Genomic DNA, 21,901 nt, shown 5'->3' with positions numbered 1-21,901 from the left:
CATGCGTGTGAATGATGCAGCGATTGATGCGGGAACCTACGATTTTATCGTCGTCGGGGCTGGATCGGCGGGATGTGTTCTGGCCAACCGGCTCTCCGCCGATCCGAAGAACCGCGTGCTGTTGCTCGAGGCCGGCGGCAGCGACCGGTATCATTGGGTGCATGTGCCGATCGGCTATCTCTACTGCATGGGCAATCCGCGTACCGACTGGATGATGAAGACGGCGGCAGAAGCTGGATTGAACGGCCGGTCGCTGCCTTATCCGCGTGGAAAAGTGCTCGGTGGCTGCTCGTCGATCAACGGCATGATTTATATGCGCGGCCAGGCGGCCGACTACGACGGCTGGCGGCAGGCGGGCAATTCCGGCTGGGGCTGGGACGATGTGCTGCCCTATTTCCTGAAATCCGAAGACAATTATCGCGGTAGGTCTTCGATGCATGGGGCAGGCGGCGAGTGGCGGGTGGAAAAGCAGCGGTTGTCCTGGCCGATCCTCGACGCCTTTCGCGATGCCGCCGAAGAGCTGGGCATCCCGAAAACCGACGATTTCAACGACGGCGACAACGAGGGCTCGGGCTATTTCGAGGTCAACCAGCGCGGCGGCCTGCGTTGGAACACCACCAAGGCCTTCCTGCGCCCGGCGATGAAGCGGGCCAATCTGCGGGTGCTGACAGGCGCTGAAACCGAACGGCTGCAGTTCGATGGTAGAGTGGTGACCGGCGTGCGGTTCCGGTTAAACGGACAGACCCATGTCGCCCACGCCAGCCGCGAGGTCGTTCTGTCGGCGGGGGCGATTAATTCGCCGAAAATCCTGGAGCTTTCCGGCGTCGGCCGTCCCGATGTGTTGTCCCGTGCCGGAATCGAACCAACCCATGACCTTCCGGGTGTCGGCGAAAACCTGCAGGATCATCTGCAGATCCGCACGGTGTTCCGCATCGAGGGCGCCAAGACGCTGAACCAGCTCTATCACAACCTGTTCACCCGGGCGGGCATGGGCCTCGAATATATGCTGCGCCGGTCCGGACCGCTGTCGATGGCGCCGAGCCAGCTTGGTATCTTTGCCAAGAGCGATCCGGCCGTTGCCACCGCCGATCTCGAATATCATGTGCAGCCGCTCAGCACCGACCGGCTGGGCGAGCCGCTGCACAAATATCCTGCCGTTACGGTGTCGGTCTGCAATCTGCGGCCGGAAAGCCGGGGAACGGTGCATGTCGCGGGGGCGGAGCTTTCCGCCGCCCCGGAAATCCGCCCGAATTATCTCTCGACCGCAGGCGACCGGATGGTTGCGACCAACTCGATCCGTCACGCCCGCCGCCTGATGGAGGCCGGCGCCATCGCCAAATACCGGCCGCAGGAGATACTGCCCGGCAAGGAATACCAGAGCGAAGAGGAGCTGATCCGCCGCGTCGGCGACATCGCCACGACGATCTTCCATCCGGTCGGCACCTGCAAGATGGGTAGCGACACGATGGCGGTGGTCGATCCGCAGTTGCGGGTGCATGGGATCGCGAAATTGCGGGTGGTCGATGCCTCGATCATGCCGACGATCGTCTCGGGCAACACCAACTCGCCGGTGATCATGATTGCAGAGAAGGCTGCGGAGAGCATTTTGTCGGGGCCCTAGCGCAGGGCAGCCGTCCTTTTCTTCTCCCCAGCGGGGAGAAGGTGGCGCATAGCGCCGGATGAGGGGGCCAGACGTTCAGAGTGTGCCGGGCCGCCCCCTCATCGCCTCGCATCCGCTCGGCACTTCTCCCGCTGGGGAGAAGGGGGAGATCATTTCCAGGCCCCCCTTTCCACAGTGGATAGTCCTGAGGTCCGTAGGGTAAAAAGACCTTTCAGCCCAATAACTTGGGCTGACTGGATCTCTGTGACAAGCACAGAGATGACGGAGATTTTGGTGATCGCCTGAGCTCCCAAATAATCTCTCGATTTAGGAACGCCCTTCTCAGCTTATTTGACGGCGCGGACTTTCATCCGCGCCACAGTGTTCGAATGTTTAGCCCTAGACGTGCTCAGCGAAAACCGAGAAATCGCTGCCCTCGAAGTCGGTCGAGGCGCTGACGGCTGCCCAATCTTCGGCGGCTTTGCTGCGTGCTGCTTCGGTCTGCTTGTACATGTAGAGGGCATCGCTGCCGAGCAGCAGGTGCGCCGGAAGATCGGTGCGGCCGGCGAGGTCGATGATCACCTGCGCGATCTTGTCTGGATCGCCGAACTCCTTGCCGACATAGGCCGCGAGCAGGGTCGTTATTGCCCCAACGCTCGGTTCATAGTCCGGCAGGATCGCTGGAACGTTGCCGCGCGCCACTTGGCCCCAGTTGGTGCGCATGCCGCCGGGCTCAAGCGCGATGACCTTGACCCCGAAGGCTGCCGCTTCCATCGCCAGGACTTCGGTAAAGCCGCCGACCGCCCATTTGGCCGACTGGTAGGCGCTGAGGCCGGGTGTGCCGACGCGGCCGCCGACCGAGGAGATGTTGATGATATGGCCGGAGCGCTGGCCGCGCATGACGGGCAGGGCGGCGCGGGCGAGGTTGACGACGCCATAGAAATTGGTGTCGATCTGCGCCTTGAAAGCCTCGGCCGTGGTCTGTTCGAACGGTGCGACATTGCCGTAGCCGGCATTGTTGACGAGCACGTCGAGAGTCCCGAATGTATCGACGGCGAGCTTTACAGCCGCCTCTGCGGCGGAAGCGTCGGTGACATCGAGTGCTGCGGTCACGACCTGATCGCCGTACTTGTCCTTGAGGGCGGAGAGGCGTTGCGGGTCGCGGGCGGTGGCGACGAGGCGGTCGCCGTGTTCAAGGACTGCTTCGGCGATGTTGCGGCCAAGGCCGTTGGCGCTGCCGGTAATCAACCATACTTTCGACATGTCGTTTTCCTTCGTTGTTAAAATAATGAATGATTAATCACTCATTATTGAGATGAAAAATAAGGGTGCTATCGGGCCGCGATGGCCCCCCAGAAAGCGTCGAAGCCGGCGCTCTTGTAGGTATCCGTTTTGACCGGATCACCGGCGATGAATTCGAGGACCATTTCGGCGAGGGATTCGATGATGCCGCCGACGAAGGCGATCGGCTGGGGGCGCAGAACACCGGTAGAAAAACCCTCGTTCAGCATGGCTTCCATATCGCGAAAACCGTCTGCACCGGCCTTGCGGGTGGCTTGCGTGATCTTGCCGGACACTGCCAGCTGCCGCATTGCCTTGCGTTTTGCCGGGCTGATGGCGCCCCAGTCGATGGAGCGGCCCCACAGGTGACGGCAGCGATCCTTGACGCTGGCACCATCCGGATAACCGTCGATCAGCATCGTCCTGAACTCGGCCTTCAGGTGAAGGTAGAGATGGTTGAGCAGATCGTCCTTGTTGCTGAAATAGGTAAACAGCGACCCCTCGGCGACACCCGCGCCCTTGGCGATCCCAGCGGTTGACGCACCGGTGCCGAGGGCAGCCACGGCTTGCGTAGCGGCATTGAGGATGGCGTTGCGTTTGTCTTCGCTTAAGGGGCGGGCCAAGGAATTATCCAATGAGTGAGTACATACTCAGTTATATGGGAATGGATATTCCGGAGTCAAGGGCTGCGCAGAGTGGGAGCATCATCGAAGCTTCGATAGGCCATGCGCTTATAGGCCTCGATGAGGACGCGCCCTTCCGGCTCGCCGGTCGAGATCGCTAGCCGCATGACGCATTCGCAGAAATACATCACCAGCAACGCCGACGCCTGAAGCTTGCCGAGGTCTTCATCCGGCAACGCGCGCTTCAGCGCAGCAGTGAGAAGGATGGCATTCTGCCGGCTTGCCTCAAGCTCGATCTCCCGCAGTGTCTTGTCCGCCTGCATCGCCGACCAGATGTCGCGGATCACCGGTTCGGCCAGGAAGATCCCGTAATATTCGTCGATCAGAGCCGAGAAGGCCTGCTGCAGGCCTTCGATCGTCTTCACCTCAGTGAGGCCATCGGTGATGCAGGTGCGCGAGATGGCATTGTAGCGCTCGGCCAGCGTCCGGATGATCGCCGCCTTGTCGGGAAAATACTGGTAGAGCGAGCCGATCGAGATGCCGCTCAACTCGGCGACTTCGCTCATCCGCATCGTGTCGCTGCCACGCTCGGCGATCAGCCGGGAGGCGCTCATCAGAATATGCTCGACCCGTTCACGGCTGCGCTTCTGCATCGGTGATTTGCGCATCGCTCCGTCCTCTTCCGGTGCCGGCGAGGGGGCTGTCTGATCCAGGGCCAAGATTCGTCCTTTCGAAATTTCACTTGACGGCTAAAATACGAGGGTTTATCACATTTAGCAAATGTGAGGACTGCTCATATTATGGATATCAACCGGAGCGCGACAATGAGCAACGAAATTTTGATCCTGGGTGGCAGTGGCAAGACCGGACGCCGGGTGGCCGAACGTCTGGCGGCGAAGGGAAAAAACGTGCGGCTTGCGTCGCGATCGACCGTTCCGGCGTTCGACTGGACGGATTCGTCGGGCTGGGCAGTAGCGCTTGAGGGCGTTGACGCCGCCTATGTCAGTTACCAGCCGGACCTAGCTGTGCCGGGTGCTGTCGAGGCGATCGGTACGCTGTCGCGGCTGGCGGTTGAGAAGGGTGTCAAGCATCTGGTTCTGCTCTCGGGCCGCGGAGAAGACGAGGCCCTGGCGGCGGAAGAGGCATTGAAGCAGTCCGGGATTGGCTACACCATCATCCGCGCCAGCTGGTTCTTCCAGAATTTCAGCGAGGCATTCCTGCTCGACGGTATCCAGTCGGGCGAACTGGTTCTGCCGGTCGGCAATGTCAAGGAACCGTTCATCGATGCAGATGATATCGCAGATGTTGCGGTTGCCGCCTTGACGGAACCGGGACATGCCGGAAAAACCTACGCGGTGACGGGGTCGCAGTTGATGACATTCGGCGAGGCGGTGGCGGAGATCGCCCGGCAGACCGGACGCGATATCCGCTTCACGACGGTCGAGATCGGCGATTATGCCGCCATGCTGGAACAAGCGCAGATTCCGGCAGATTATATCTGGCTTGTGCGATACCTTTTCACCACCGTGCTGGACGGCCGCAACGAGAGCGTGACGGATGATGTCCTGCAGGTGCTTGGCCGCCCGCCGCGCGGTTTTGCTGATTTTGCGCGTGAGGCCGCTGCAACCGGTGTCTGGGAGGGCCTGAAATGATTGCCGCACTTTTCCCCTGGCTGATCTTTTCGGCCGTGATCGGGGCCGGGCTGAATGCGGGCCTGTTCTTCATATTCTCGGTCTGCATCATGGCGGCGCTCGCCCGTTTACCGGCTGAGCAGGGCATTGCCGCCATGCAGGCGATCAATGTGGTGATCCTCAATCCCTGGTTCCTGCTCGCCTTCATGGGAACGGCGGCGCTGTCGCTTGTCCTCGTCGCCGGCGGTTTCATCCATGGCGGCCCGGCGCGGTTTTATCTGATTGCAGGCGGGCTGCTGTTTCTGGGCGGCGTCATCCTGGTGACGATGATCGTCAACGTGCCGATGAACAATGCGCTCGAGGCGTTGCAGCCGGGCAGCGAAGAGGCTACGCGCCTTTGGACATCGACCACTCTTGTCGATTGGGTCTGGTGGAACCACGTGCGGACGCTGTCGTCGATCGGTGCGCTGGGCTGCTTCGTCATGGCCTTTCGCGCGGCCTGACCGTCAGTCCAGCGCATTGGCCCGCGTCTTGAGGATGGCTGAAAAACGTGGGTCGAAGGCGCGGCTGATCGGTTCGGCGGCCGCGCCGAGTGCCACCGACCACGGATCGGTCATTCCAAGTTGAAGGCGCGGTATCGAGCGTCCCGGACGGTTTGCGTTGGATGGAAGCAGCGGATGGATGGCCTGCAGAAGCTTGCGGGTCAGCGCCTCCGGGCCTGTGGAGCAGAGGATAACGGTCTGCGGATCGAAGATCGTCTCAATGATCTGCACGCCCCAGCGCAGTTCTTCGGCGGCCGCATCGATCCATGATGCCATCGTGGGATCGCCACTGTTAACCAGCATATTCAGGTGTTCCGGCAGGCCGGGATCGGACGGGTCGGCGCCGAGATGCTGGTAGAGTGAGGCGAGCGATGCGCGGTGTTCGAGTGACGTCTGGTCCGGGCGCCGCAGGGTCGGCGGCAAAAGCACCATGCCGATCTCGCCGGCATTGCTGTTGGCGCCAGCGTAAAGTTCGCCATTCAGAATGAGGCCTGCACCGATACCGAAGCCGACATAGAGGCAGACGGCGTGATCGATGCCGTGGGCCGCACCGACCATGCGTTCGGCGGTGGCGCAGGCGGCGGCGTCGTTCTGCAAGGCGACTTCCAGCCCGGTGCCCGCCGCCAGCGTTTCCAGCAGCGGAAAGTTCTGCCAGGCCGCCATCATCCACTGGTCGTCATTGTCTGTCGCAAGGCCAAACGGACCCGGCATGGCGACGCCGAGGCCGACGAGCCGTTTTTCGGCCTGTTCGGCACTGTTGGCGAGCTCCGTGCGGACCTGTTCGATCAGGTCGAGAATGACCTTGGCGCCATTGGCCGGGCCGCCCGGCGGCAGGTTGGCCTGGGCGCGTACCAGAACGGTGCCGACGAGATCAACCGCGATGGCGCGGGTGACGTGGCGGTCGATCTGCAGGCCGATGGCAAAGGCACCGTCCGGGACGAGGCGATAGGGTGTGGAAGGCTGGCCACGGCCGTTGCGCACGGCTGCAAGCGATACCACCAGCCCATCCCGCTCCAGATCCTCGATAATGTTGGATACGGTCTGCTTGGTCAGCTTCGTCGCCCGGGCGAGATCGGCGCGTGACAATTGCCCGTTCAGCCGCAGCGCATCGATCATGACGCGGCGGTTATGGGCACTGGTGCCCTCCTGATTGGTGCCGCTTTTTGCCCGGATCGGTCGCATCTCATTCATCCCGCGAAATCCTCTTGACACCATTAGAATATTGAACAAGAATTAAGTCAACGCAATTGACTTAATAAAAAGAGCCGCAGAGCTTTTAGGGAACAAACGGCGGTACAGGATCAGTCCTAGTGACCGCACAACACTTCGACAAGGCATGCCGGAGGCCGCTTTCAAGCGGTTTTGCGGAAGGCGCGTGTTTTCGCGGGCCGACGAGACGACCGTTGTTATCACTGGAGGGAAGAAAAATGCTGAAAGCCAAACGCAATGCGCTGATGGGGGCTGCCCTGGTCGGCGCCTTTTTTGCAACCAATGCCTATGCCGAAACGACGCTCAATGCGTTGTTCATGGCGCAGGCCGCCTATAGCGAAGCCGATGTTCGCGCCATGACCGATGCCTTTGCCAAGGCCAATCCGGACGTCAAGGTCAATCTCGAATTCGTGCCTTACGAAGGCCTGCACGACAAGACCGTGTTGGCGCAAGGGTCCGGCGGCGGCTACGATGTCGTGCTGTTCGACGTGATCTGGCCGGCCGAATATGCCAGCAACAAGGTTCTGGTCGACGTGTCCTCGCGCGTCACCGACGACATGAAGAAGAACGTGCTGCCCGGCGCCTGGACCACGGTGCAGTATGACGGCGCCTATTACGGCATGCCGTGGATTCTCGATACGAAATACCTGTTCTACAACAAGGAAATCCTCGAGAAGGCCGGCATCAAGACGCCGCCGAAGACCTGGGACGAGCTTGCCGAGCAGGCCAAGACCATCAAGGACAAGGGCCTTCTGGCCACCCCGATCGCCTGGAGCTGGTCGCAGGCGGAGGCTGCGGTCTGCGACTACACCACGCTGGTCAGCGCCTATGGCGGCGATTTCCTGAAGGACGGCAAGCCCGACTTCCAGACCGGCGGCGGCCTCGATGCCCTGAAATACATGGTGTCGAGCTACACGTCGGGCATCTCCAACCCGAATTCCAAGGAATTTCTGGAGGAAGACGTCCGCAAGCTGTTCGAGAACGGCGAGGCCGCTTTCGCGCTGAACTGGACCTATATGTACAACCTCGCCAATACCGGCAAGGACAGCAAGGTTGCCGGCAAGGTCGGCGTCGTTCCGGCACCGGGCGTTGCGGGCAAGAGCGAGGTTTCGGCTGTCAACGGCTCGATGGGCCTTGGCATTACCGCGACCAGCAAACATCCGGACGAGGCTTGGAAATACGTTACCTTCATGACCTCGCAGGCCGTGCAGAACCAGTATGCCAAGCTCAGCCTGCCAATCTGGGCATCGTCCTATGCGGACCCGGCCGTCAGCAAGGATCAGGAAGAGCTGATCGCTGCTGCCAAGCTGTCTCTGGCTGCCATGTATCCGCGCCCGACGACGCCGAAATACCAGGAGCTTTCGACAGCGCTGCAGCAGGCCATTCAGGAAGCACTGCTTGGCCAGGCCAGCCCGGAAGATGCGCTGAAAACCGCTGCCGAGAATAGCGGTCTCTAAAGCGCCGGGGTTTTCCCCCTTCGCTTACATCCACCGATCTCCGGGCGGCGCTATCGCTGCCGCCCGGAAGTTCGCATCACCCTTGCATCCCATGATTTTTTCAGGAAGAGTTGCCCCATGTCCGGGACATCGATGACCACACGTGCATGGCTGCTGATGCTACCGCTGCTCGCCGTCATGATCGCCGTCATCGGCTGGCCGCTCGCCGATACCGTCGGGCTTTCCTTCACCGATGCCAAGCTTGTCGGTACCGCCGGCAATTTCGTCGGCATCGACAATTACGTGAAGATGCTGACCAGCTCCAATTTCCAGCGCACGCTGACGACCACCACCATCTTTGCCGTTATCTCGGTCTTTGCCGAAATGGTTCTGGGCGTTCTGGCTGCCCTTCTGCTCAATCAGAAATTTTACGGCCGCACCGTGCTGCGCGGACTGATGATCCTGCCTTGGGCATTGCCGACCGTGGTCAATGCCACGCTCTGGCGGCTGATCTACAATCCGGAATATGGCGCGCTGAATGCGGCACTGACCCAGATCGGCATGCTCGATGCCTACCGCTCGTGGCTTGGCGAACCGGGCACCGCGCTGGCATCGCTGATCATCGCCGATTGCTGGAAGAACTTTCCGCTGGTGGCGTTGATCGCGCTGGCAGCCCTGCAGGCGGTGCCGCGCGATATCACCGCCGCATCGCTGGTCGATGGCGCGGGACCCTTTGCCCGCTTCCGCTTCGTCATCCTGCCTTATCTTGCCGGCCCGCTGATCGTTGCGCTGGTGCTTCGAACCATCGAAGCATTCAAGGTCTTCGACATCATCTGGGTGATGACCCGCGGTGGGCCTGCCAACAGCACGCGCACACTGTCGATCCTTGTCTATCAGGAGGCGTTTTCCTTCCAGAGGGCGGGATCCGGCGCTTCGCTGGCGCTGATCGTCACGCTCCTGGTGGCGGTGCTTGCTGCGGTCTATGCCGTTCTTGTCCGGCGCACGGCGGGGAGTACGGCATAATGGAACGCAAGACCTTCCTGTTTTCGTTCTTCATTCACGCCTGCGCACTTCTGCTTGCGGTGATCATTCTTGCGCCGGTGGCCTGGCTGTTCATCATGAGCATCTCGCCTGCCGCCGACCTGACGGCCCGGCCGCTTGTCTGGTGGCCGCAGACGGTTGATTTTTCGCGCTATGGAATATTGCTGTCCAGCGTCGAAAACAGCGCCGGTGCCGCCTTCGTTGCGTCGCTGACCAACAGCATTTTGGTTGCCGGCATGGCCACCATCGCGGCGTTGGCGCTTGCCATTCCGGCTGCCTGGGCCGTGTCACGGACGCCGTCGGTCGGCTGGTCGCTTTACATGGTGATTGCCACCTACATGCTGCCGCCGGTGGCGCTGGCGGTTCCGCTCTATTTCGGGCTTGCGCATCTCGGCCTGCTCAACAGCGTTTTTGGTCTGGCGCTGGTCTATCTGACTATCCTTGCACCGTTTACCACCTGGCTGATGAAATCCGGCTTCGATGCCATTCCGAGAGAAATTGAGGCGGCGGCGATGATGGATGGGGCGGGGCTGTTTGCGACGCTGCGGATCATCACCCTGCCGCTGGCAGCACCAGTGATGGCGACGTCGGCGCTGTTTGCCTTCCTGCTCGCCTGGGACGAATTCTTCTATGCGCTGCTGTTCACGTCCGACCTGCGTGCCAAAACACTGACCGTCGCCATCGCCGATCTCGCCGGTGGCCGTGTTTCCGATTACGGACTGATCGCAACCGCGGGCGTGCTTGCCGCCTTGCCGCCCGTGGTGATCGGTCTTGTCATGCAACGCGCCCTGATTTCCGGGCTGACCAGCGGCGGCGTCAAGGGATGACCATGGCTTCAAACGATTATCGCCCGATCGGACTTCAGGCGATCGACCGCGAAATGGCCCGCCAGAATGCCGACGCCATCGCGTCTTTCGAAGGCAATGGCGAGAGAGCCAAGGCTATCGCAACGTCGTTGCGCGAAACCGGTGGTCTGCTTTTGCTCGGGATGGGTGGATCGCATGCGGTCAACCGGGCGGTCGAGCCGCTTTACCGGGCGCTCGGCATCGAGGCGATTGCCGTCACCCTCTCCGAACAGCTCGGTATGCCGCTTGCGATCGAGGGCCGTACTGTTTTGATTACCTCGCAATCTGGCGAGAGTGCCGAGGTTCTGCGCTGGTTTTCGGAAACCGGCGGGTCTGAGGACACATTCGGTTTGACGCTGGAGGAGGCATCCTTTCTTGGCAGGACGGCGCCTTGCCTCGTTGGTGCGGGCGGCACGGAGCTTGCCTTTGCCGCGACGCGCAGCCTGACGGTGAGTTTTGCGCTGCATCTGGCGATCCTGTCAGCGCTTGGCGAAGACCCGGCACCGGCGCTGGCCGTGCTTGCAGCGCCTGCCAACAACGACATCAGTGCAGCGCTTGCCGTTTTTGACAGCGCCGCAACCGTAGTGACCTCCAGCCGGCGTCTGCAGGGACTGGCGGAAGCACTGGCGCTCGGGCTGACCGAGCTGTCGCGCTATCCCTGTTTTTCGCTGGAGGGCGGACAGCTTCGGCATGGCCCGATGGAAATGCTCGGTCCGAAGGTCGGCGTCGTGCTGTTTCGCGGCAATGACGTGACCGCCGATCTGGTGACGGCGATGGCGGTGTCAGTGGTGGAGACCGGGGCTCCGGTTGTTGTTTTCGATGCGTCCGGTCACGCGCCGGTGGAAGGTGCAACGACTCTACGCTTTGCGCCAGCAACGGGGCTTGCAGCCATCTTCTCGATGCTGCCGGTTGCCCAGCGTTTCATGATCGCCTTTGCCGAAGCCCGCGTCGACAATGCTGGAACGCCGGTGCGTTCCAGCAAGATTACCCGGAGCGAATGACATGCGTCCGCTTGCCGTGATCGGAAACGTCAATGTCGACCTGATCCTCGGTCCGGCGGAGCCCTGGCCGAAGGCGGGCACCGAGATCATCGTCGATCACGACGAATTGCGGGTCGGCGGTTCGGCCGGTAATGCCGCATTGGCCTGGAAGGCGCTTGGGGTTGATTTCGATATCGCCGCCAATACCGGTACCGACGAATTCGGCCGCTGGTTGCGCGAGGCCTTTGGGCGCCGGGCGGAAAAATGGCCGGTTCGGCCGGAGGGGACGACGCTTTCGGTCGGCATTACCCATCCCGATGGCGAGCGGACGTTCTTTACGACGCGCGGACATCTGCCGCGTTTTTCGCTCGATTGTGTCTTTGCCGCCCTCGACGGTGTCCGGCTGTCCGGCGGCTACGCGCTGCTCTGCGGCTCGTTCCTCACCGACGATCTGACGGCGGATTACCCCTCTCTGTTCGATTGGGCCGACACGCATAACATAACGCTGGCGCTCGATACCGGTTGGCCGCTCGATGGCTGGACGGAGACAAACCGGCAGGCGACGAGCGGCTGGCTTTCCCGCTGCGGCTGCGCGCTGTTGAACGAGGTGGAATCGACGACGCTGTCCGGCCTTGCCGATCCCGTCGAGGCCGCCCGCGAACTCAAGCGCCATATGCCGGCGAATGCGATCGTCGTGGTCAAGCGCGGCCCGGACGGGGCGCTGGCGATCGGTACCGATGGCACGCTGGTGTCCGCTGCGGCGCCGCGCGTTGAAGTCGTCGATACCATTGGTGCCGGTGATGTCTTCAATGCAGCGTTTCTGGCGGCGCTGGCAGACGGCAAGCCGCTTGCAGACTGCCTGGCAGCCGGAACCACAGTTGCCTCACGTGCCATTTCCACGCTTCCCCGCAACTATGGTGGCCCTTTGGCGACTGCTACCGGAGAGACCGCATCATGAGCGCGCTCGAAATCGAGAATATCCGCAAGACCTATGGCGCCCTCGAAACCCTGAAGGGCATCGATATCTCGCTGGAAAGCGGCGAGTTCCTGGTGCTGCTGGGATCATCGGGCTGCGGCAAGTCGACCTTGCTCAACATCATTGCCGGTCTTGCCGACGCTTCGGGCGGCGATATCCGGATCGGCGGGCGGTCGATCCTCGGCGTGCATCCGAAGGATCGCGACATCGCCATGGTGTTCCAGTCCTATGCGCTCTATCCGAACCTCTCGGTCCACCGCAATATCGGCTTCGGGCTGGAAATGCGCAGGGTTCCGGCCGCAGAGCGGGAAAAGGCGGTGCAGGAAACGGCCAAGCTGCTGCAGATCGAAAACCTGCTGGATCGCAAACCCGGTCAGCTTTCCGGCGGCCAGCGCCAGCGTGTGGCGATCGGCCGGGCGCTGGTGCGCAAGCCGCAGGTCTTCCTGTTCGACGAACCGCTTTCCAACCTTGATGCCAAGCTGCGCATGGAGACGCGCACCGAGCTGAAGCGCCTGCACCAGATGCTCGGCACCACAATTGTCTACGTTACCCACGACCAGATCGAGGCGATGACGCTGGCGACCCGGATCGCGGTGATGCGCAACGGCCGCATCGAGCAGCTTGGCACCCCCGAGGAGGTCTATGATCATCCGGCCACACTCTATGTCGCCGGTTTCGTCGGCTCGCCGCCGATGAACGTGCTGGACGGCGTGGTCGCGGGCGAGGGCGTAAAATTGGATGGATCAGATGCCATCATCGCCCTGCCGGCGCGGTTGAAAAATGCGGCGGCTGCAGGACGGCGGGTCAAGCTCGGTGTGCGCCCGGAAGCGCTTCAGCTGACGGGGAATGTGAGCCAAACGCCTGCGCTTGACGTCGAGATTGAGGTTGTCGAACTGACCGGCCCGGAACTGGTCGTCACCGGCCGGGTCAGCGGACAACGGGTCACCGCCTGCCTGCCGCCGCGCACCAAGCTGACTGTGGGCATGAAGCGCGCTTTCGGCTTTGACGAGGATGCGCTGCATCTGTTCGATGCGCAGACGGAACTGGCACTTGGCTGAGCGGGGTGGCCGGTCCGCGCTGGTTGCAAACAACAGCGCAGGACCGGTTCCCAAGGACGGGGCTATGTTCTAGAAACGCTTCTGATGAAGATCGCTTTTTATAGTCCGCTCAAATCCCCCAATCATCCCGTTCCTTCCGGCGACCGGTTGATGGCGCGCCTGTTGATGGCGGCGCTGGTTAAGGCGGGGCATGAGGTGGAGATCGCTTCGGAGCTGCGGGCTTTCCTGCCGGATGCTTCGGCGGATGCCATCGCGGTTCGCTCCGTGGCGATGGAGGTCGAGCGATCGCGGATTTCGGCGCTGTGGCGCGCGCGCGGCGCGCCGGATCTATGGTTTTGCTACCACCTTTATTACAAGGCGCCGGATCTGCTTGGCCCGGCGCTCGCCCGCGAATTTGGCCTTGGTTATGTGACGGCGGAAGCATCCTATTCGGCCCGCCGCAATACGGGGCAGTGGGCGGACATGCAGCAGCAAGTTCTGGATACGGTTCAGCAGGCTTTAGTGAATATCTGCCTGACCCGCCGGGATTTTGACGGGCTTGCAGCAGTGGCGCCCGAGGCATGTCTGGCGTTGCTGCCGCCTTTCATCGATCCGGCTCTGTTTCTGGAAAGACAGCCCGAACCCGAACCCGGGCGATTGATCACCGTGGCGATGATGCGGTCCGGTGACAAAATGGACAGCTATGTCATGCTGGCTGAGGCCCTGTTGCGGCTGACGCATTTGCCGTGGCAGTTGTCTGTCGTTGGCGACGGGCCGCGTGGTGCCGATGTGCGGGCGCTGTTTGCTGGGTTCGATGAAGGCCGGATCCTCTGGCACGGCGAAAAGACGGCCACCGATATCGCCAACCTTCTGTCGCAATCGTCGCTCTATGTCTGGCCGGGGTGCGGCGAGGCTTATGGTCTGGCCTATCTCGAGGCGCAGGCGGCCGGATTGCCTGTTGTCGCGCAAGAGATCGCTGGGGTGCCGGAGGTGGTGATGCACGGAAAAACGGGCCTGTTGACCCCGCCGGGGGATGCCGATGCCTATGCACAGGCGGTCGAGCGGCTGCTGACGGAGGATGATGAGCGGGCAACGTTTGCCCGTGCGGCAAGGTCCTTGGCAGGCGAGGAGCGCTCGCTCGCGCGGGCGGCGGTGCGGTTGAGTGCCATTCTGGACGCATACATAAAACGGGCGCGGCATGATGGATGAATTCAAAGCAGTGATTTTTGGTGAACTGGACCGCTGGCAGCGGGCGGGCAAGGTCGCGCAGTTCTGGCTGCGGGATGACGACGCCATTGAGCCGACTGAGCCGCTTGACCGGTTGCTGGAGATATCGGCCGCGTTTACGGTGCCGCTCACCCTTGCTGTCATTCCGGCCCATACCGGCGAGGCGCTTGCCGACAGGCTGCGGCGGGAGCCGTTGTGTTCCGTCGCCGTGCATGGCTGGTCGCACCGGAACCATGCAGGACCGGATGAAAAGAAGCAGGAGCTTGGCCGGCATCGTCCGGTGGCCGACGTACTTGCGGAATTGAAGCGGGGTTTTGACCAGCTCGCTGCGCTTTATGGCGAGCAGTTCGTGCCGATGCTGATCCCGCCGTGGAACCGGATCGATGCTGCGCTACTTCCGCAACTGGCAGGGCTCGGCTATCAGGCGCTGTCGGTCTATGGCCCGGAAAAGCCGGCAGCCTTGCCGCTGATCAATACCCATGTGGATGTGATGGACTGGCATGGAACGCGGGGAGGGCGTGATCCGCAGGCGCTGGCTGGCGAGATCGCCGCGCGCTTGCGGTCGATGTTCGAGCATGGCGGGGCGATGGGGCTTTTGACCCATCATCTGGTCCATGATGCCGCAGTCTGGGATTTCATGAAGGCGCTGTTTACCGTTACGGCGGATCATCCCGCCTGCCGCTGGACGGCGGTTACGGATATCCTGCGCGAACAGCAAGCGTCAGCCGGATAAGGCAACTCAGAGATCGATGACCTGGCCGTCGCGGGCGGTGATGGCGCCGTTGAATTCCCGGCCGGCGAGCCGCTGGATGTCGTCGAGTTCATTGTCGGTGCGCAGCGGCGAATGATGGATGAAGGCGACCTGCTTGGCTTTTGCAGTCTTGGCGAGCCGGATGCCTTGCTGCCAGGAGGAATGGCCGTAGCCGACATGGCGCTGCATTTCGTCATCGGTATACATGCAGTCATAGAGGAAGAGATCGCAGCCATCGATCAGGTCGAGCACGGCGGGATCGAGCGTGCCGGGTTTGTGTTCGGTATCCGTGACCAGCGCCACCGCGCGGCCGCCCCATTCGACGCGGTAACCGATGGCGCCGCCCGGATGGTTGAGACTGCCGGTGCGGATCGTGACGCCGGGATGAGGAACCAGCGTGTCGCCGGAACGGAAATCACGACAGTTGATCGAGGCGCGGCAGATATCCGGTTCGACCGGGAACCACGGCGGGCGCATGAATTCGCCGATCATCTGGCGGGTGGACATGCGCCCGGCCAGATGTCCGGACCACAGGGTCACCGATGCATGCGGATCGAACAGTGCCGGTAGATAGGGCAGGCCGACGATATGGTCGTAATGGCAGTGGGTGAAAAACAGGTTGAAATCGGAAACGCCTTCGGACTTCAGCGTCTGGCCGGCTGGCATCAGGCCGGAACCGGCATCGAACAATAGCCTGTGCGGTCCGCATTGCATCTCGATGCAGATGGTGTTGCCGCCATAATTCTGGAACTCGGCGCCTGACACCGGGAGGCTGCCACGCACTCCCCACAACCGCACCCGAAACACGTTTTCGTTCACTCTCTCGCCTCAGTCACGGAAAACTACTTTGCCTTTCCGTCTGCAACTGTCCCACTTAACTCTTAAGGTCGTCTTTTTGTCTTGCTTGATTAACCAAGCCGCATTTCGGCCATGTTAGCTAAACTGCTTGGGTTAAGCGAGACTTCAATTCGCTTTTTCTTTCCACATATGCGAGAGACGAAGAGAAACGAATCCGGTTTGAACGTGCAGACGGAAAATACCGACAGAATGCCGCCCGTAAACCACCCGCGCATCGCAATTATCGCCGACGCGCATTTCCATGATCTTTATGCCGATTACGGCTTTCCCGGCATTGTCCAAGATGATCGCAGGCTGACCTTCAGGCTGCTCGCCGACACGGCCCGCTCGACGCGTGTATTCAACGAGAGTTACTTCGCATTCCATCACGCGCTTGACGATATCGCCAAACGCGGCATCCGCCATGTCGTTCTGCTCGGCGACTACTCCGACGACGGACAGGTGGAGACCGTCAAGGGCGTAAAGCGGGTGCTCGACAGTTATGCGGCACGGTTCGGCATGCGGTTTTATGCCACCACCGGCAATCACGATATCTTTGGGGCGGACGGGCGTCACCGCTCCAAGCGCTTCCTCAACGAAGATGGTGGCTACAGCATTCTCAGCAGCGATCCGCACGTGCGTGATCGTGGTGCCCATAAAGTCATCGCCAGTGATCGGATGTATTGCCAGGGCTATCCGGACGGGCTCGATGCCATGGCGGATTTCGGGTTTTATCCGCGCGCCGGCGATCTGCACTGGGAAACACCGTTCGGCACCGATGGCGATCCGGCAACGAGGCTCTATAAGGTCCATTCGCCGGACGGGAAAACCACGCGCTCGCTGATGGACGCGTCCTATCTGACCGAACCCTTTCCCGGCGTCTGGCTGCTGATGATCGACGCCAATGTTTTCGCGCCCGTCGACGGCGTGGTGCCTGGCGAGGAGGGTGATCTCACTGACAGCACCAGTGCCGGCTGGAACGCGATGCTGGTTCACAAACGGTTCGTTCTCGACTGGATGGCGGATGTTTCCCGGCGTGCCTCGATCAAGGGCAAATGCCTGTTGGCATTTTCACACTATCCGGTTCTCGATCCGCTCGACGGGACAGTCGAGGACGAGGTGGCTTTGCTTGGCCGGACGGGCATGGCGGAGCGTATTCCGCAGGCCGATGTTGCCGAGGCGTTGATCGCGGCGGGTATCGATATCCATTTCAGTGGGCACCTGCATGTCAACGATACGGCGCAGTACCGCAGCGGCGATCATTTTCTGACCAATGTCGCCATGCCGTCGCTTGTTGCCTTTCCCGGCGCTTACAAGGTGCTGACGATCGGTGAGCAACGCATCGATGTCGAGACGGTTGGGATCGAGACGATGCCGCTCGACGACGATTTGCGGCAGGGCTATCAGCAGGAGATTTTACCGTCGCGGCTGGAAGCGGGTGGTTTGCTCGAGGTTGATGATTACGGTGGTTTCCTGTTCGAGCATCTCGGGCATCTGGTTGGACGGCGCTATCTCAAGCGGGAGTGGCCGAAGGATATCACGGCGATGATCCGCAGTCTGGATCTTGCTGATCTGGCAGCGCTGGCTCTGGTCCAAGAGCCGGTGACAGCGGCGGACGCGAGGGCGGCACTCGCCGCCGCCCGCAACGATCCGGCATTGCAGCAGCGGCTTACGGACGCAGGGCTTGATAGTGCAGGGCTCGCGGGCATCTCCGCGATGGCATTTCTGGCTGACTGGTATCGGCTGCGGATGGGCAGCGAACTGGCGCTTGACTGGATCAGCGAGCAGAAGATCGCGTCCTACTTAGCCGTCGGAAAATTGTTTGCCGAGCGCGATAGCCAAGCGCCGGGCGCGGTACAGGCGCAGTTTACGCTGATATTCCGGATGTTTTCGAAATATCTCTCAGGTCTTCCGTCACGCAATTTCGGCATCGACCGCATCACCGGGGTGATCGAGCCTATCTTGGCGAAATCCTAATCGGCCTTGCGGGCGCGGCTGCGGGCTTCGGACAGTTCGCTGGTCGTGTGGCTGAGGCGATCGGCCAGCACCCGCATGATCTCGATGGTGATCTCGGGAAAATCGGTGAGCAGCTTGAGGAAATGTTCCTTGCGGATGCGCAGGGCCTCCACATGTGTCGTCGTCTGCACCGTGGCTGTTCGTGAAACGTCGCAGAGGATGGCGATCTCGCCGACAATGGAATTGGTTTCGACTTCGGCGATCTTGATCGGACCGGTCGAGGAATCGACCAGGATATCCGCCTTGCCGGCCAGGACGACATAGGCTGCGTCGCCGGTATCGCCCTGATGGAACAGCGCTTCGCCCGGATCATAGCTGACACGGTCGGACGTAAACGCGAGAAGCTTCAGCTTGCCCGGTTCGACATTCGAAAACAGCGGCACGCGCCGCAGCATTTGAACTTCATCCTTCAGAAGCATAATCGTGCCCATTCCCCATTTTCTTCCTCCCGGGTCATTCACTGGCAATAGTCACCAGCACGGTCATCGGAAAGATCGTCCCTGCCTGCATCCCCGTCGCACGCATGGACTTCTCCACTGACATTATGATGACACAAGCTCCTTAAAGATACCGTTATTCTCGACCAGTGCCGCATGTGTTCCTTCTTCCACAAGCAAGCCCCTGTCGAAGACCAGAACACGGTCGAACAGGCTTGCGAGGCCGGTATTGGACAGGACCCAGACCACTGCCGGATCTCGTCCATCCCTGCGCACGAGTTTCAGCACATCGCGGACGATCTCGTCCTGCAGGCGGTGGTCGAGGCCGGGCAAAGGCCTGTTGAAGATATAATACTCCGACCGCCGGATCAGCGCGCGTGCCAGATTGAGTTTCTGGCGCTGGACCGCCGTCAAGCGCTTGCCGCCGGCGCCGAGATTGAAATCGAGACCGATATCGATGACGCGCTCCAAAAGGCCGAGCGAATTCAAAAGCGATGTGACGATGGAGCGAATACGCTTGGATCCATCGGTGTGCTTGTGGCTGATGCGGCCGAACAGGATGTTGTCCATCAGGCTTGCCGACGCCAGATAGTGTTCCGGATCGTAGCGCTCGATATCGCCACGCATATTGTCCGGCAGGCCGTCATGGAACTGGCGGCGGACATCGACGATCTTGGCCATCAGTTCGTCGGTCAAAAGACCGAAACGATGCCGTGGCTCGATATAGCGGAAACTCAGGCGAATGATCTGGCCGCGGTCATCTTCGGATGCCGCGTCAAAGCCCTTGCCCTTCAGCTTCTGCAGCAGCAGCTGGTAGTCGGGAATGTCATCCGCCGTCATGAAGGTCAGCTGCTGGAAGAACGGATGGTCCGGTGGCAGGTCGGCGAACAGTTCGACCGCGTTTTCGGCGATGCTGTAGCCCATGTCGAATAGGATACGGTCGAGGCCGGAGCGGCCGACGACGGAGCGGAAATAGGCATTCTTGCCGATGGCCTTGCCGATCAGTGCCGGGCCGGTCGCCGTGCCGAACAAAAGGTTTTCGCCGACCGTCGCTTCGGTGTTGTAGGCGCCCGGCTCGAACGACACGACGAGGCTGCTGAGGCCCGCTTCTTCCAATTCCTCGCGAAGGGCGTGGCGCATCTCGACGATGCCCTCGGTCAGACCCGGATGTTCGCTCGGAGATACGGTGCTGCGCAGGGCAAGATCGAGAATGTCCTTGGACAATTGAACTGTATCAAGCACCGAGAGAACCGGCGCGAAGAGATCGTCGCTGTTCGTTGCATTGGCGGCGTCGTAGTCAATCCAGTCGCTGTTGACGTCATAGTCCGGATTTCCGGCCAGTTTCGCCTCGTTGATCTGCCATTTGCGATGCGCAGCGCCGCTGCCCTCGTAAACGGCTTCCTTCATCGGCGCATGTTTGAGGCCGTAAAGCAGGTTGTCACGCAAGGTTCCATAGAAGAAGTAGGCGTCGGAAGACACATAGGAGATCGCGCGTCCGGTCACCGATTCCGGCAGTTCCAGAAGATCCTCGCCGCCCGCCGTTACCTTGCCGCTCTCCGGCCATGTCAGGCGCGCAAACGCTTCCGCCAGCATATCGCCGCCGCCGGCAGCGCCGCCGACGATGGCAACGGTTTCGCCGGGATGGATCTGTACCGATACGCGCTCCAGAAGCTTGGCGCCACTATCGTCGGAAAGCGACAGATTGACTGCAGCCAAGGGGTGTTTCAACGCGCTGGTATTCTTGATGGCAATGGCCTGGATGGCAGGGTCAATGGTGTTGTCGACGCTGAACTGCTCGACCACCTGGACATATTTCACCTGGACGTCCTGGCGGGTCTGGTCCCAGTCGATCAGGTCCTTCAGCGGGCCGGGCAGGTCCTTGTAGGCGCTGATGACGGCGATCAGCTGGCCGATATCGAGACGGCCCTGCAGCGCCAGATAACCGCCGATGCAATAGAACAGAAAGGGGGTCAGCTGGGCGAGGAAATTGTTGATGAACTTGACCAGGAATTTCCACTGGTAGAGGTCGTAGCGAATCTTGAAGATGCGGCCGAGGCGTGAGGCGATATCGGCGCGCTCGAAGTTGGACGTGTCATAGGCGTGGATGGTGCCGATGCCGTCGACGATCTCGCTGACGCGGCCGGCCAGTTCGCGGGCGGTGATCTGGCGTTCGCGGCCAAGCACCAGCAGGCGCCGGCGCATGCGCGGAATGATGATCGCCTGGACGCCGACCATGAAGGCCGCGATCAGGCCGAGCCAGGTATTCTGCATGAAGATGAAGAACAATGCAGTCAAAGCCTGCCCGCCGAGCAGTGCCGGCTGGACGAAGGCATCGCCGGTGAAGCCGCCGAGAGGCTCGACCTCATCCTTGACCATGCTGGACACTTCCGCGCCCTTCATGCGCTTGAACTGGCCGGGCGGGAAACGCAGGATGCGGTCGACGAGCTCGAAGCGGATGCGGCGCAGCAGGCGCTCGCCGAGCCGTCCCTTGTAGGTATTGATATAGAATTTGAAGAGGCCGTTGATAATCACCAGCAGCAGGAAAACCATGCTGAGGGCAAACAGGGTCTGCATGCGGGTCAGATCGACCCCGTTGAACAACGTCACGGTTCCGAGCCACGGCAGGTCGAAACTGATATTCATGAAGGTTTGGGTGGCACCCGGCTGGTCAAACCCCTGGCCCTGGATTGGCCCGTTGACGATCTGCTTGGGCAGGTCGAACGACAGGAAATAGGGGATCATCGAGACGGCGACAACCAGGAGGATCCAGAGTTGGTGACCTCTTGTATGCGTCCAGATGTAGCGGGCTATGCTTTTTTCCATGGGGGATTCAACTGGCCGTGTAGCGGGTGTCTAGGACGTAGAAGCGCCGGGCAGCATAGGGCGTGCCGGCGATTTCCGGGTCTTGCAGGTGAAGATCGAACTGTCCGCGGATCGTTACGGCCGGGCGGCTGACGATATGCGGCACCTGGGAGGCAGCGCGTTCGAGTTCCGGCGCGTATTCGATGACGACGGTCTTGGCGTTTTCGATCAAGGAGAACAGAAGGTCGCCAAGCGGATCCTTGCGGCCGAAGGGCTTTAGGGAATAGCCAAGCAGCACGAGGCCGTAGCTTCCGGGCTGATAATGATAGTCGATCTGCTGGAACTTGGCCGGAATGTGCCGGACATGGCATTGTTGTCCGTTCAGTTCGGTTGCTTCATAGGCCTCGGTCTTTGGATCGACGGAGGTGACCGACAGCGGATGGTGGGTCAGATAAGGAGTGATGGGCCGGATATGGCCACCGATTTCCAGAATGTGCGGGCAGTCGCGCATGAAGTGGGCGGCAAAGACCTGCCGCATGGTTGCGCCCAGTCCTGCCAGATGCGGTATATCCTTACCCGCCTCCAGAGGCGGTGAAGCGGAGGCGGCATCCTTCAGGTTGACTTGCATTC

General features: G+C 61.2%; 20 protein-coding genes. 12 read left to right on the top strand and 8 right to left on the bottom strand.

Annotated elements, in window-relative coordinates; translation table 11 throughout:
- The first annotated feature begins 1 nt into the window (after position 1).
- Complete coding sequence (locus ACQY8Q_RS07205) at positions 2–1,621, top strand: GMC family oxidoreductase (RefSeq protein WP_428429695.1); 1,620 nt, start codon at positions 2–4, stop codon at positions 1,619–1,621.
- 378 nt (positions 1,622–1,999) lie between these two features.
- On the opposite strand, the gene ACQY8Q_RS07200 is transcribed toward ACQY8Q_RS07205, so the two are convergent.
- The 3 genes from ACQY8Q_RS07200 to ACQY8Q_RS07190 form a co-directional block, all read right to left on the bottom strand.
- Positions 2,000–2,863, bottom strand: coding sequence for an SDR family NAD(P)-dependent oxidoreductase (locus ACQY8Q_RS07200; RefSeq protein WP_428425992.1), 864 nt, complete (start codon positions 2,861–2,863; stop codon positions 2,000–2,002).
- Between the two features lie 68 nt (positions 2,864–2,931).
- Positions 2,932–3,504, bottom strand: a complete 573-nt coding sequence (locus ACQY8Q_RS07195) for a TetR/AcrR family transcriptional regulator (protein ID WP_428425991.1) — start codon at positions 3,502–3,504, stop codon at positions 2,932–2,934.
- A gap of 56 nt (positions 3,505–3,560) precedes the next feature.
- Positions 3,561–4,172: a TetR family transcriptional regulator gene (locus tag ACQY8Q_RS07190; RefSeq protein WP_428425990.1), complete on the bottom strand. Its 612-nt coding sequence runs from the start codon at positions 4,170–4,172 to the stop codon at positions 3,561–3,563.
- A 156-nt stretch (positions 4,173–4,328) separates the two neighbouring features.
- Between ACQY8Q_RS07190 and ACQY8Q_RS07185 the strand changes: the two genes are divergently transcribed.
- Both ACQY8Q_RS07185 and ACQY8Q_RS07180 read left to right on the top strand, forming a co-directional pair.
- On the top strand, positions 4,329–5,156 hold the full coding sequence (locus ACQY8Q_RS07185; protein WP_428425989.1) for an NAD(P)H-binding protein: 828 nt from the start codon (positions 4,329–4,331) through the stop codon (positions 5,154–5,156).
- Positions 5,156–5,638, top strand: a complete 483-nt coding sequence (locus ACQY8Q_RS07180; protein ID WP_428429694.1) for a DUF1772 domain-containing protein — start codon at positions 5,156–5,158, stop codon at positions 5,636–5,638. The genes ACQY8Q_RS07185 and ACQY8Q_RS07180 overlap by 1 nt, the downstream gene beginning before the upstream one ends.
- A 3-nt stretch (positions 5,639–5,641) precedes the next feature.
- Here ACQY8Q_RS07180 and ACQY8Q_RS07175 read toward each other — a convergent pair whose 3' ends face one another.
- Complete coding sequence (locus tag ACQY8Q_RS07175; RefSeq protein ID WP_428425988.1) at positions 5,642–6,868, bottom strand: ROK family protein; 1,227 nt, start codon at positions 6,866–6,868, stop codon at positions 5,642–5,644.
- A 236-nt stretch (positions 6,869–7,104) separates the two neighbouring features.
- Between ACQY8Q_RS07175 and ACQY8Q_RS07170 the strand changes: the two genes are divergently transcribed.
- The 8 genes from ACQY8Q_RS07170 (at position 7,105) to ACQY8Q_RS07135 (ending at position 15,161) form a co-directional block, all read left to right on the top strand.
- Positions 7,105–8,343, top strand: coding sequence for an extracellular solute-binding protein (locus tag ACQY8Q_RS07170; protein ID WP_428425987.1), 1,239 nt, complete (start codon positions 7,105–7,107; stop codon positions 8,341–8,343).
- 117 nt (positions 8,344–8,460) lie between these two features.
- Positions 8,461–9,345: a carbohydrate ABC transporter permease gene (locus ACQY8Q_RS07165; RefSeq protein WP_428425986.1), complete on the top strand. Its 885-nt coding sequence runs from the start codon at positions 8,461–8,463 to the stop codon at positions 9,343–9,345.
- On the top strand, positions 9,345–10,190 hold the full coding sequence (locus tag ACQY8Q_RS07160; protein WP_428425985.1) for a carbohydrate ABC transporter permease: 846 nt from the start codon (positions 9,345–9,347) through the stop codon (positions 10,188–10,190). Before ACQY8Q_RS07165 ends, ACQY8Q_RS07160 begins: the two co-directional genes overlap by 1 nt.
- Before the next feature lie 2 nt (positions 10,191–10,192).
- Positions 10,193–11,209 carry an SIS domain-containing protein gene (locus ACQY8Q_RS07155; RefSeq protein WP_428425984.1) on the top strand — a complete coding sequence of 339 codons (1,017 nt, stop codon included), beginning with the start codon at positions 10,193–10,195 and terminating at the stop codon, positions 11,207–11,209.
- A gap of 1 nt (position 11,210) precedes the next feature.
- Positions 11,211–12,146 (top strand): PfkB family carbohydrate kinase, encoded by a 936-nt coding sequence (locus ACQY8Q_RS07150; protein ID WP_428425983.1) that lies wholly within the window; start codon positions 11,211–11,213, stop codon positions 12,144–12,146.
- Entirely contained in the window at positions 12,143–13,222 is a 1,080-nt protein-coding gene (locus ACQY8Q_RS07145; RefSeq protein ID WP_428425982.1) for an ABC transporter ATP-binding protein, read from the top strand. Before ACQY8Q_RS07150 ends, ACQY8Q_RS07145 begins: the two co-directional genes overlap by 4 nt.
- 84 nt (positions 13,223–13,306) lie before the next feature.
- Positions 13,307–14,410, top strand: a complete 1,104-nt coding sequence (locus ACQY8Q_RS07140) for a glycosyltransferase family 4 protein (RefSeq protein WP_428425981.1) — start codon at positions 13,307–13,309, stop codon at positions 14,408–14,410.
- Positions 14,400–15,161, top strand: a complete 762-nt coding sequence (locus ACQY8Q_RS07135; protein ID WP_428425980.1) for a polysaccharide deacetylase family protein — start codon at positions 14,400–14,402, stop codon at positions 15,159–15,161. Before ACQY8Q_RS07140 ends, ACQY8Q_RS07135 begins: the two co-directional genes overlap by 11 nt.
- Before the next feature lie 6 nt (positions 15,162–15,167).
- Here ACQY8Q_RS07135 and ACQY8Q_RS07130 read toward each other — a convergent pair whose 3' ends face one another.
- Positions 15,168–15,998, bottom strand: coding sequence for an MBL fold metallo-hydrolase (locus ACQY8Q_RS07130; RefSeq protein ID WP_428425979.1), 831 nt, complete (start codon positions 15,996–15,998; stop codon positions 15,168–15,170).
- A 228-nt stretch (positions 15,999–16,226) separates the two neighbouring features.
- Here ACQY8Q_RS07130 and ACQY8Q_RS07125 point away from each other — a divergent pair, with 228 nt between their 5' ends.
- Positions 16,227–17,993, top strand: a complete 1,767-nt coding sequence (locus ACQY8Q_RS07125; protein ID WP_428425978.1) for a metallophosphoesterase family protein — start codon at positions 16,227–16,229, stop codon at positions 17,991–17,993.
- Here ACQY8Q_RS07125 and ACQY8Q_RS07120 read toward each other — a convergent pair.
- From ACQY8Q_RS07120 to ACQY8Q_RS07110, 3 genes are all read right to left on the bottom strand, one after another.
- Entirely contained in the window at positions 17,990–18,451 is a 462-nt protein-coding gene (locus tag ACQY8Q_RS07120) for a cyclic nucleotide-binding domain-containing protein (protein WP_428429693.1), read from the bottom strand. The genes ACQY8Q_RS07125 and ACQY8Q_RS07120 overlap by 4 nt on opposite strands.
- Positions 18,452–18,574: 123 nt before the next feature.
- Positions 18,575–21,292 carry an ABC transporter transmembrane domain-containing protein gene (locus ACQY8Q_RS07115; protein ID WP_428425977.1) on the bottom strand — a complete coding sequence of 906 codons (2,718 nt, stop codon included), beginning with the start codon at positions 21,290–21,292 and terminating at the stop codon, positions 18,575–18,577.
- A gap of 7 nt (positions 21,293–21,299) precedes the next feature.
- On the bottom strand, positions 21,300–21,899 hold the full coding sequence (locus tag ACQY8Q_RS07110; protein WP_428425976.1) for a hypothetical protein: 600 nt from the start codon (positions 21,897–21,899) through the stop codon (positions 21,300–21,302).
- Positions 21,900–21,901 lie beyond the last annotated feature (2 nt).

Source organism: Pararhizobium sp. (genome assembly GCF_965279435.1).
In the GTDB taxonomy this organism is placed as follows: domain Bacteria; phylum Pseudomonadota; class Alphaproteobacteria; order Rhizobiales; family Rhizobiaceae; genus Pararhizobium.
Note: the sequence above shows the minus strand (reverse complement) of the source record. Positions and strands in the feature narration are given on the sequence as shown.

Bases quoted from the DNA above. Each gene is read 5' to 3' on its own strand.
- ACQY8Q_RS07200 (WP_428425992.1), bottom strand. From the start codon at position 2,863: ATGTCGAAAGTATGGTTGATTACCGGCAGCGCCAACGGCCTTGGCCGC.
- ACQY8Q_RS07170 (WP_428425987.1), top strand. From the start codon at position 7,105: ATGCTGAAAGCCAAACGCAATGCGCTGATGGGGGCTGCCCTGGTCGGC.
- ACQY8Q_RS07190 (WP_428425990.1), bottom strand. From the start codon at position 4,172: ATGCGCAAATCACCGATGCAGAAGCGCAGCCGTGAACGGGTCGAGCAT.
- ACQY8Q_RS07205 (WP_428429695.1), top strand. From the start codon at position 2: ATGCGTGTGAATGATGCAGCGATTGATGCGGGAACCTACGATTTTATC.
- ACQY8Q_RS07165 (WP_428425986.1), top strand. From the start codon at position 8,461: ATGTCCGGGACATCGATGACCACACGTGCATGGCTGCTGATGCTACCG.
- ACQY8Q_RS07185 (WP_428425989.1), top strand. From the start codon at position 4,329: ATGAGCAACGAAATTTTGATCCTGGGTGGCAGTGGCAAGACCGGACGC.
- ACQY8Q_RS07145 (WP_428425982.1), top strand. From the start codon at position 12,143: ATGAGCGCGCTCGAAATCGAGAATATCCGCAAGACCTATGGCGCCCTC.
- ACQY8Q_RS07115 (WP_428425977.1), bottom strand. From the start codon at position 21,292: ATGGAAAAAAGCATAGCCCGCTACATCTGGACGCATACAAGAGGTCAC.
- ACQY8Q_RS07135 (WP_428425980.1), top strand. From the start codon at position 14,400: ATGATGGATGAATTCAAAGCAGTGATTTTTGGTGAACTGGACCGCTGG.
- ACQY8Q_RS07155 (WP_428425984.1), top strand. From the start codon at position 10,193: ATGGCTTCAAACGATTATCGCCCGATCGGACTTCAGGCGATCGACCGC.
- ACQY8Q_RS07140 (WP_428425981.1), top strand. From the start codon at position 13,307: ATGAAGATCGCTTTTTATAGTCCGCTCAAATCCCCCAATCATCCCGTT.
- ACQY8Q_RS07120 (WP_428429693.1), bottom strand. From the start codon at position 18,451: ATGCTTCTGAAGGATGAAGTTCAAATGCTGCGGCGCGTGCCGCTGTTT.
- ACQY8Q_RS07150 (WP_428425983.1), top strand. From the start codon at position 11,211: ATGCGTCCGCTTGCCGTGATCGGAAACGTCAATGTCGACCTGATCCTC.
- ACQY8Q_RS07125 (WP_428425978.1), top strand. From the start codon at position 16,227: ATGCCGCCCGTAAACCACCCGCGCATCGCAATTATCGCCGACGCGCAT.
- ACQY8Q_RS07175 (WP_428425988.1), bottom strand. From the start codon at position 6,868: ATGAATGAGATGCGACCGATCCGGGCAAAAAGCGGCACCAATCAGGAG.
- ACQY8Q_RS07110 (WP_428425976.1), bottom strand. From the start codon at position 21,899: ATGCAAGTCAACCTGAAGGATGCCGCCTCCGCTTCACCGCCTCTGGAG.
- ACQY8Q_RS07160 (WP_428425985.1), top strand. From the start codon at position 9,345: ATGGAACGCAAGACCTTCCTGTTTTCGTTCTTCATTCACGCCTGCGCA.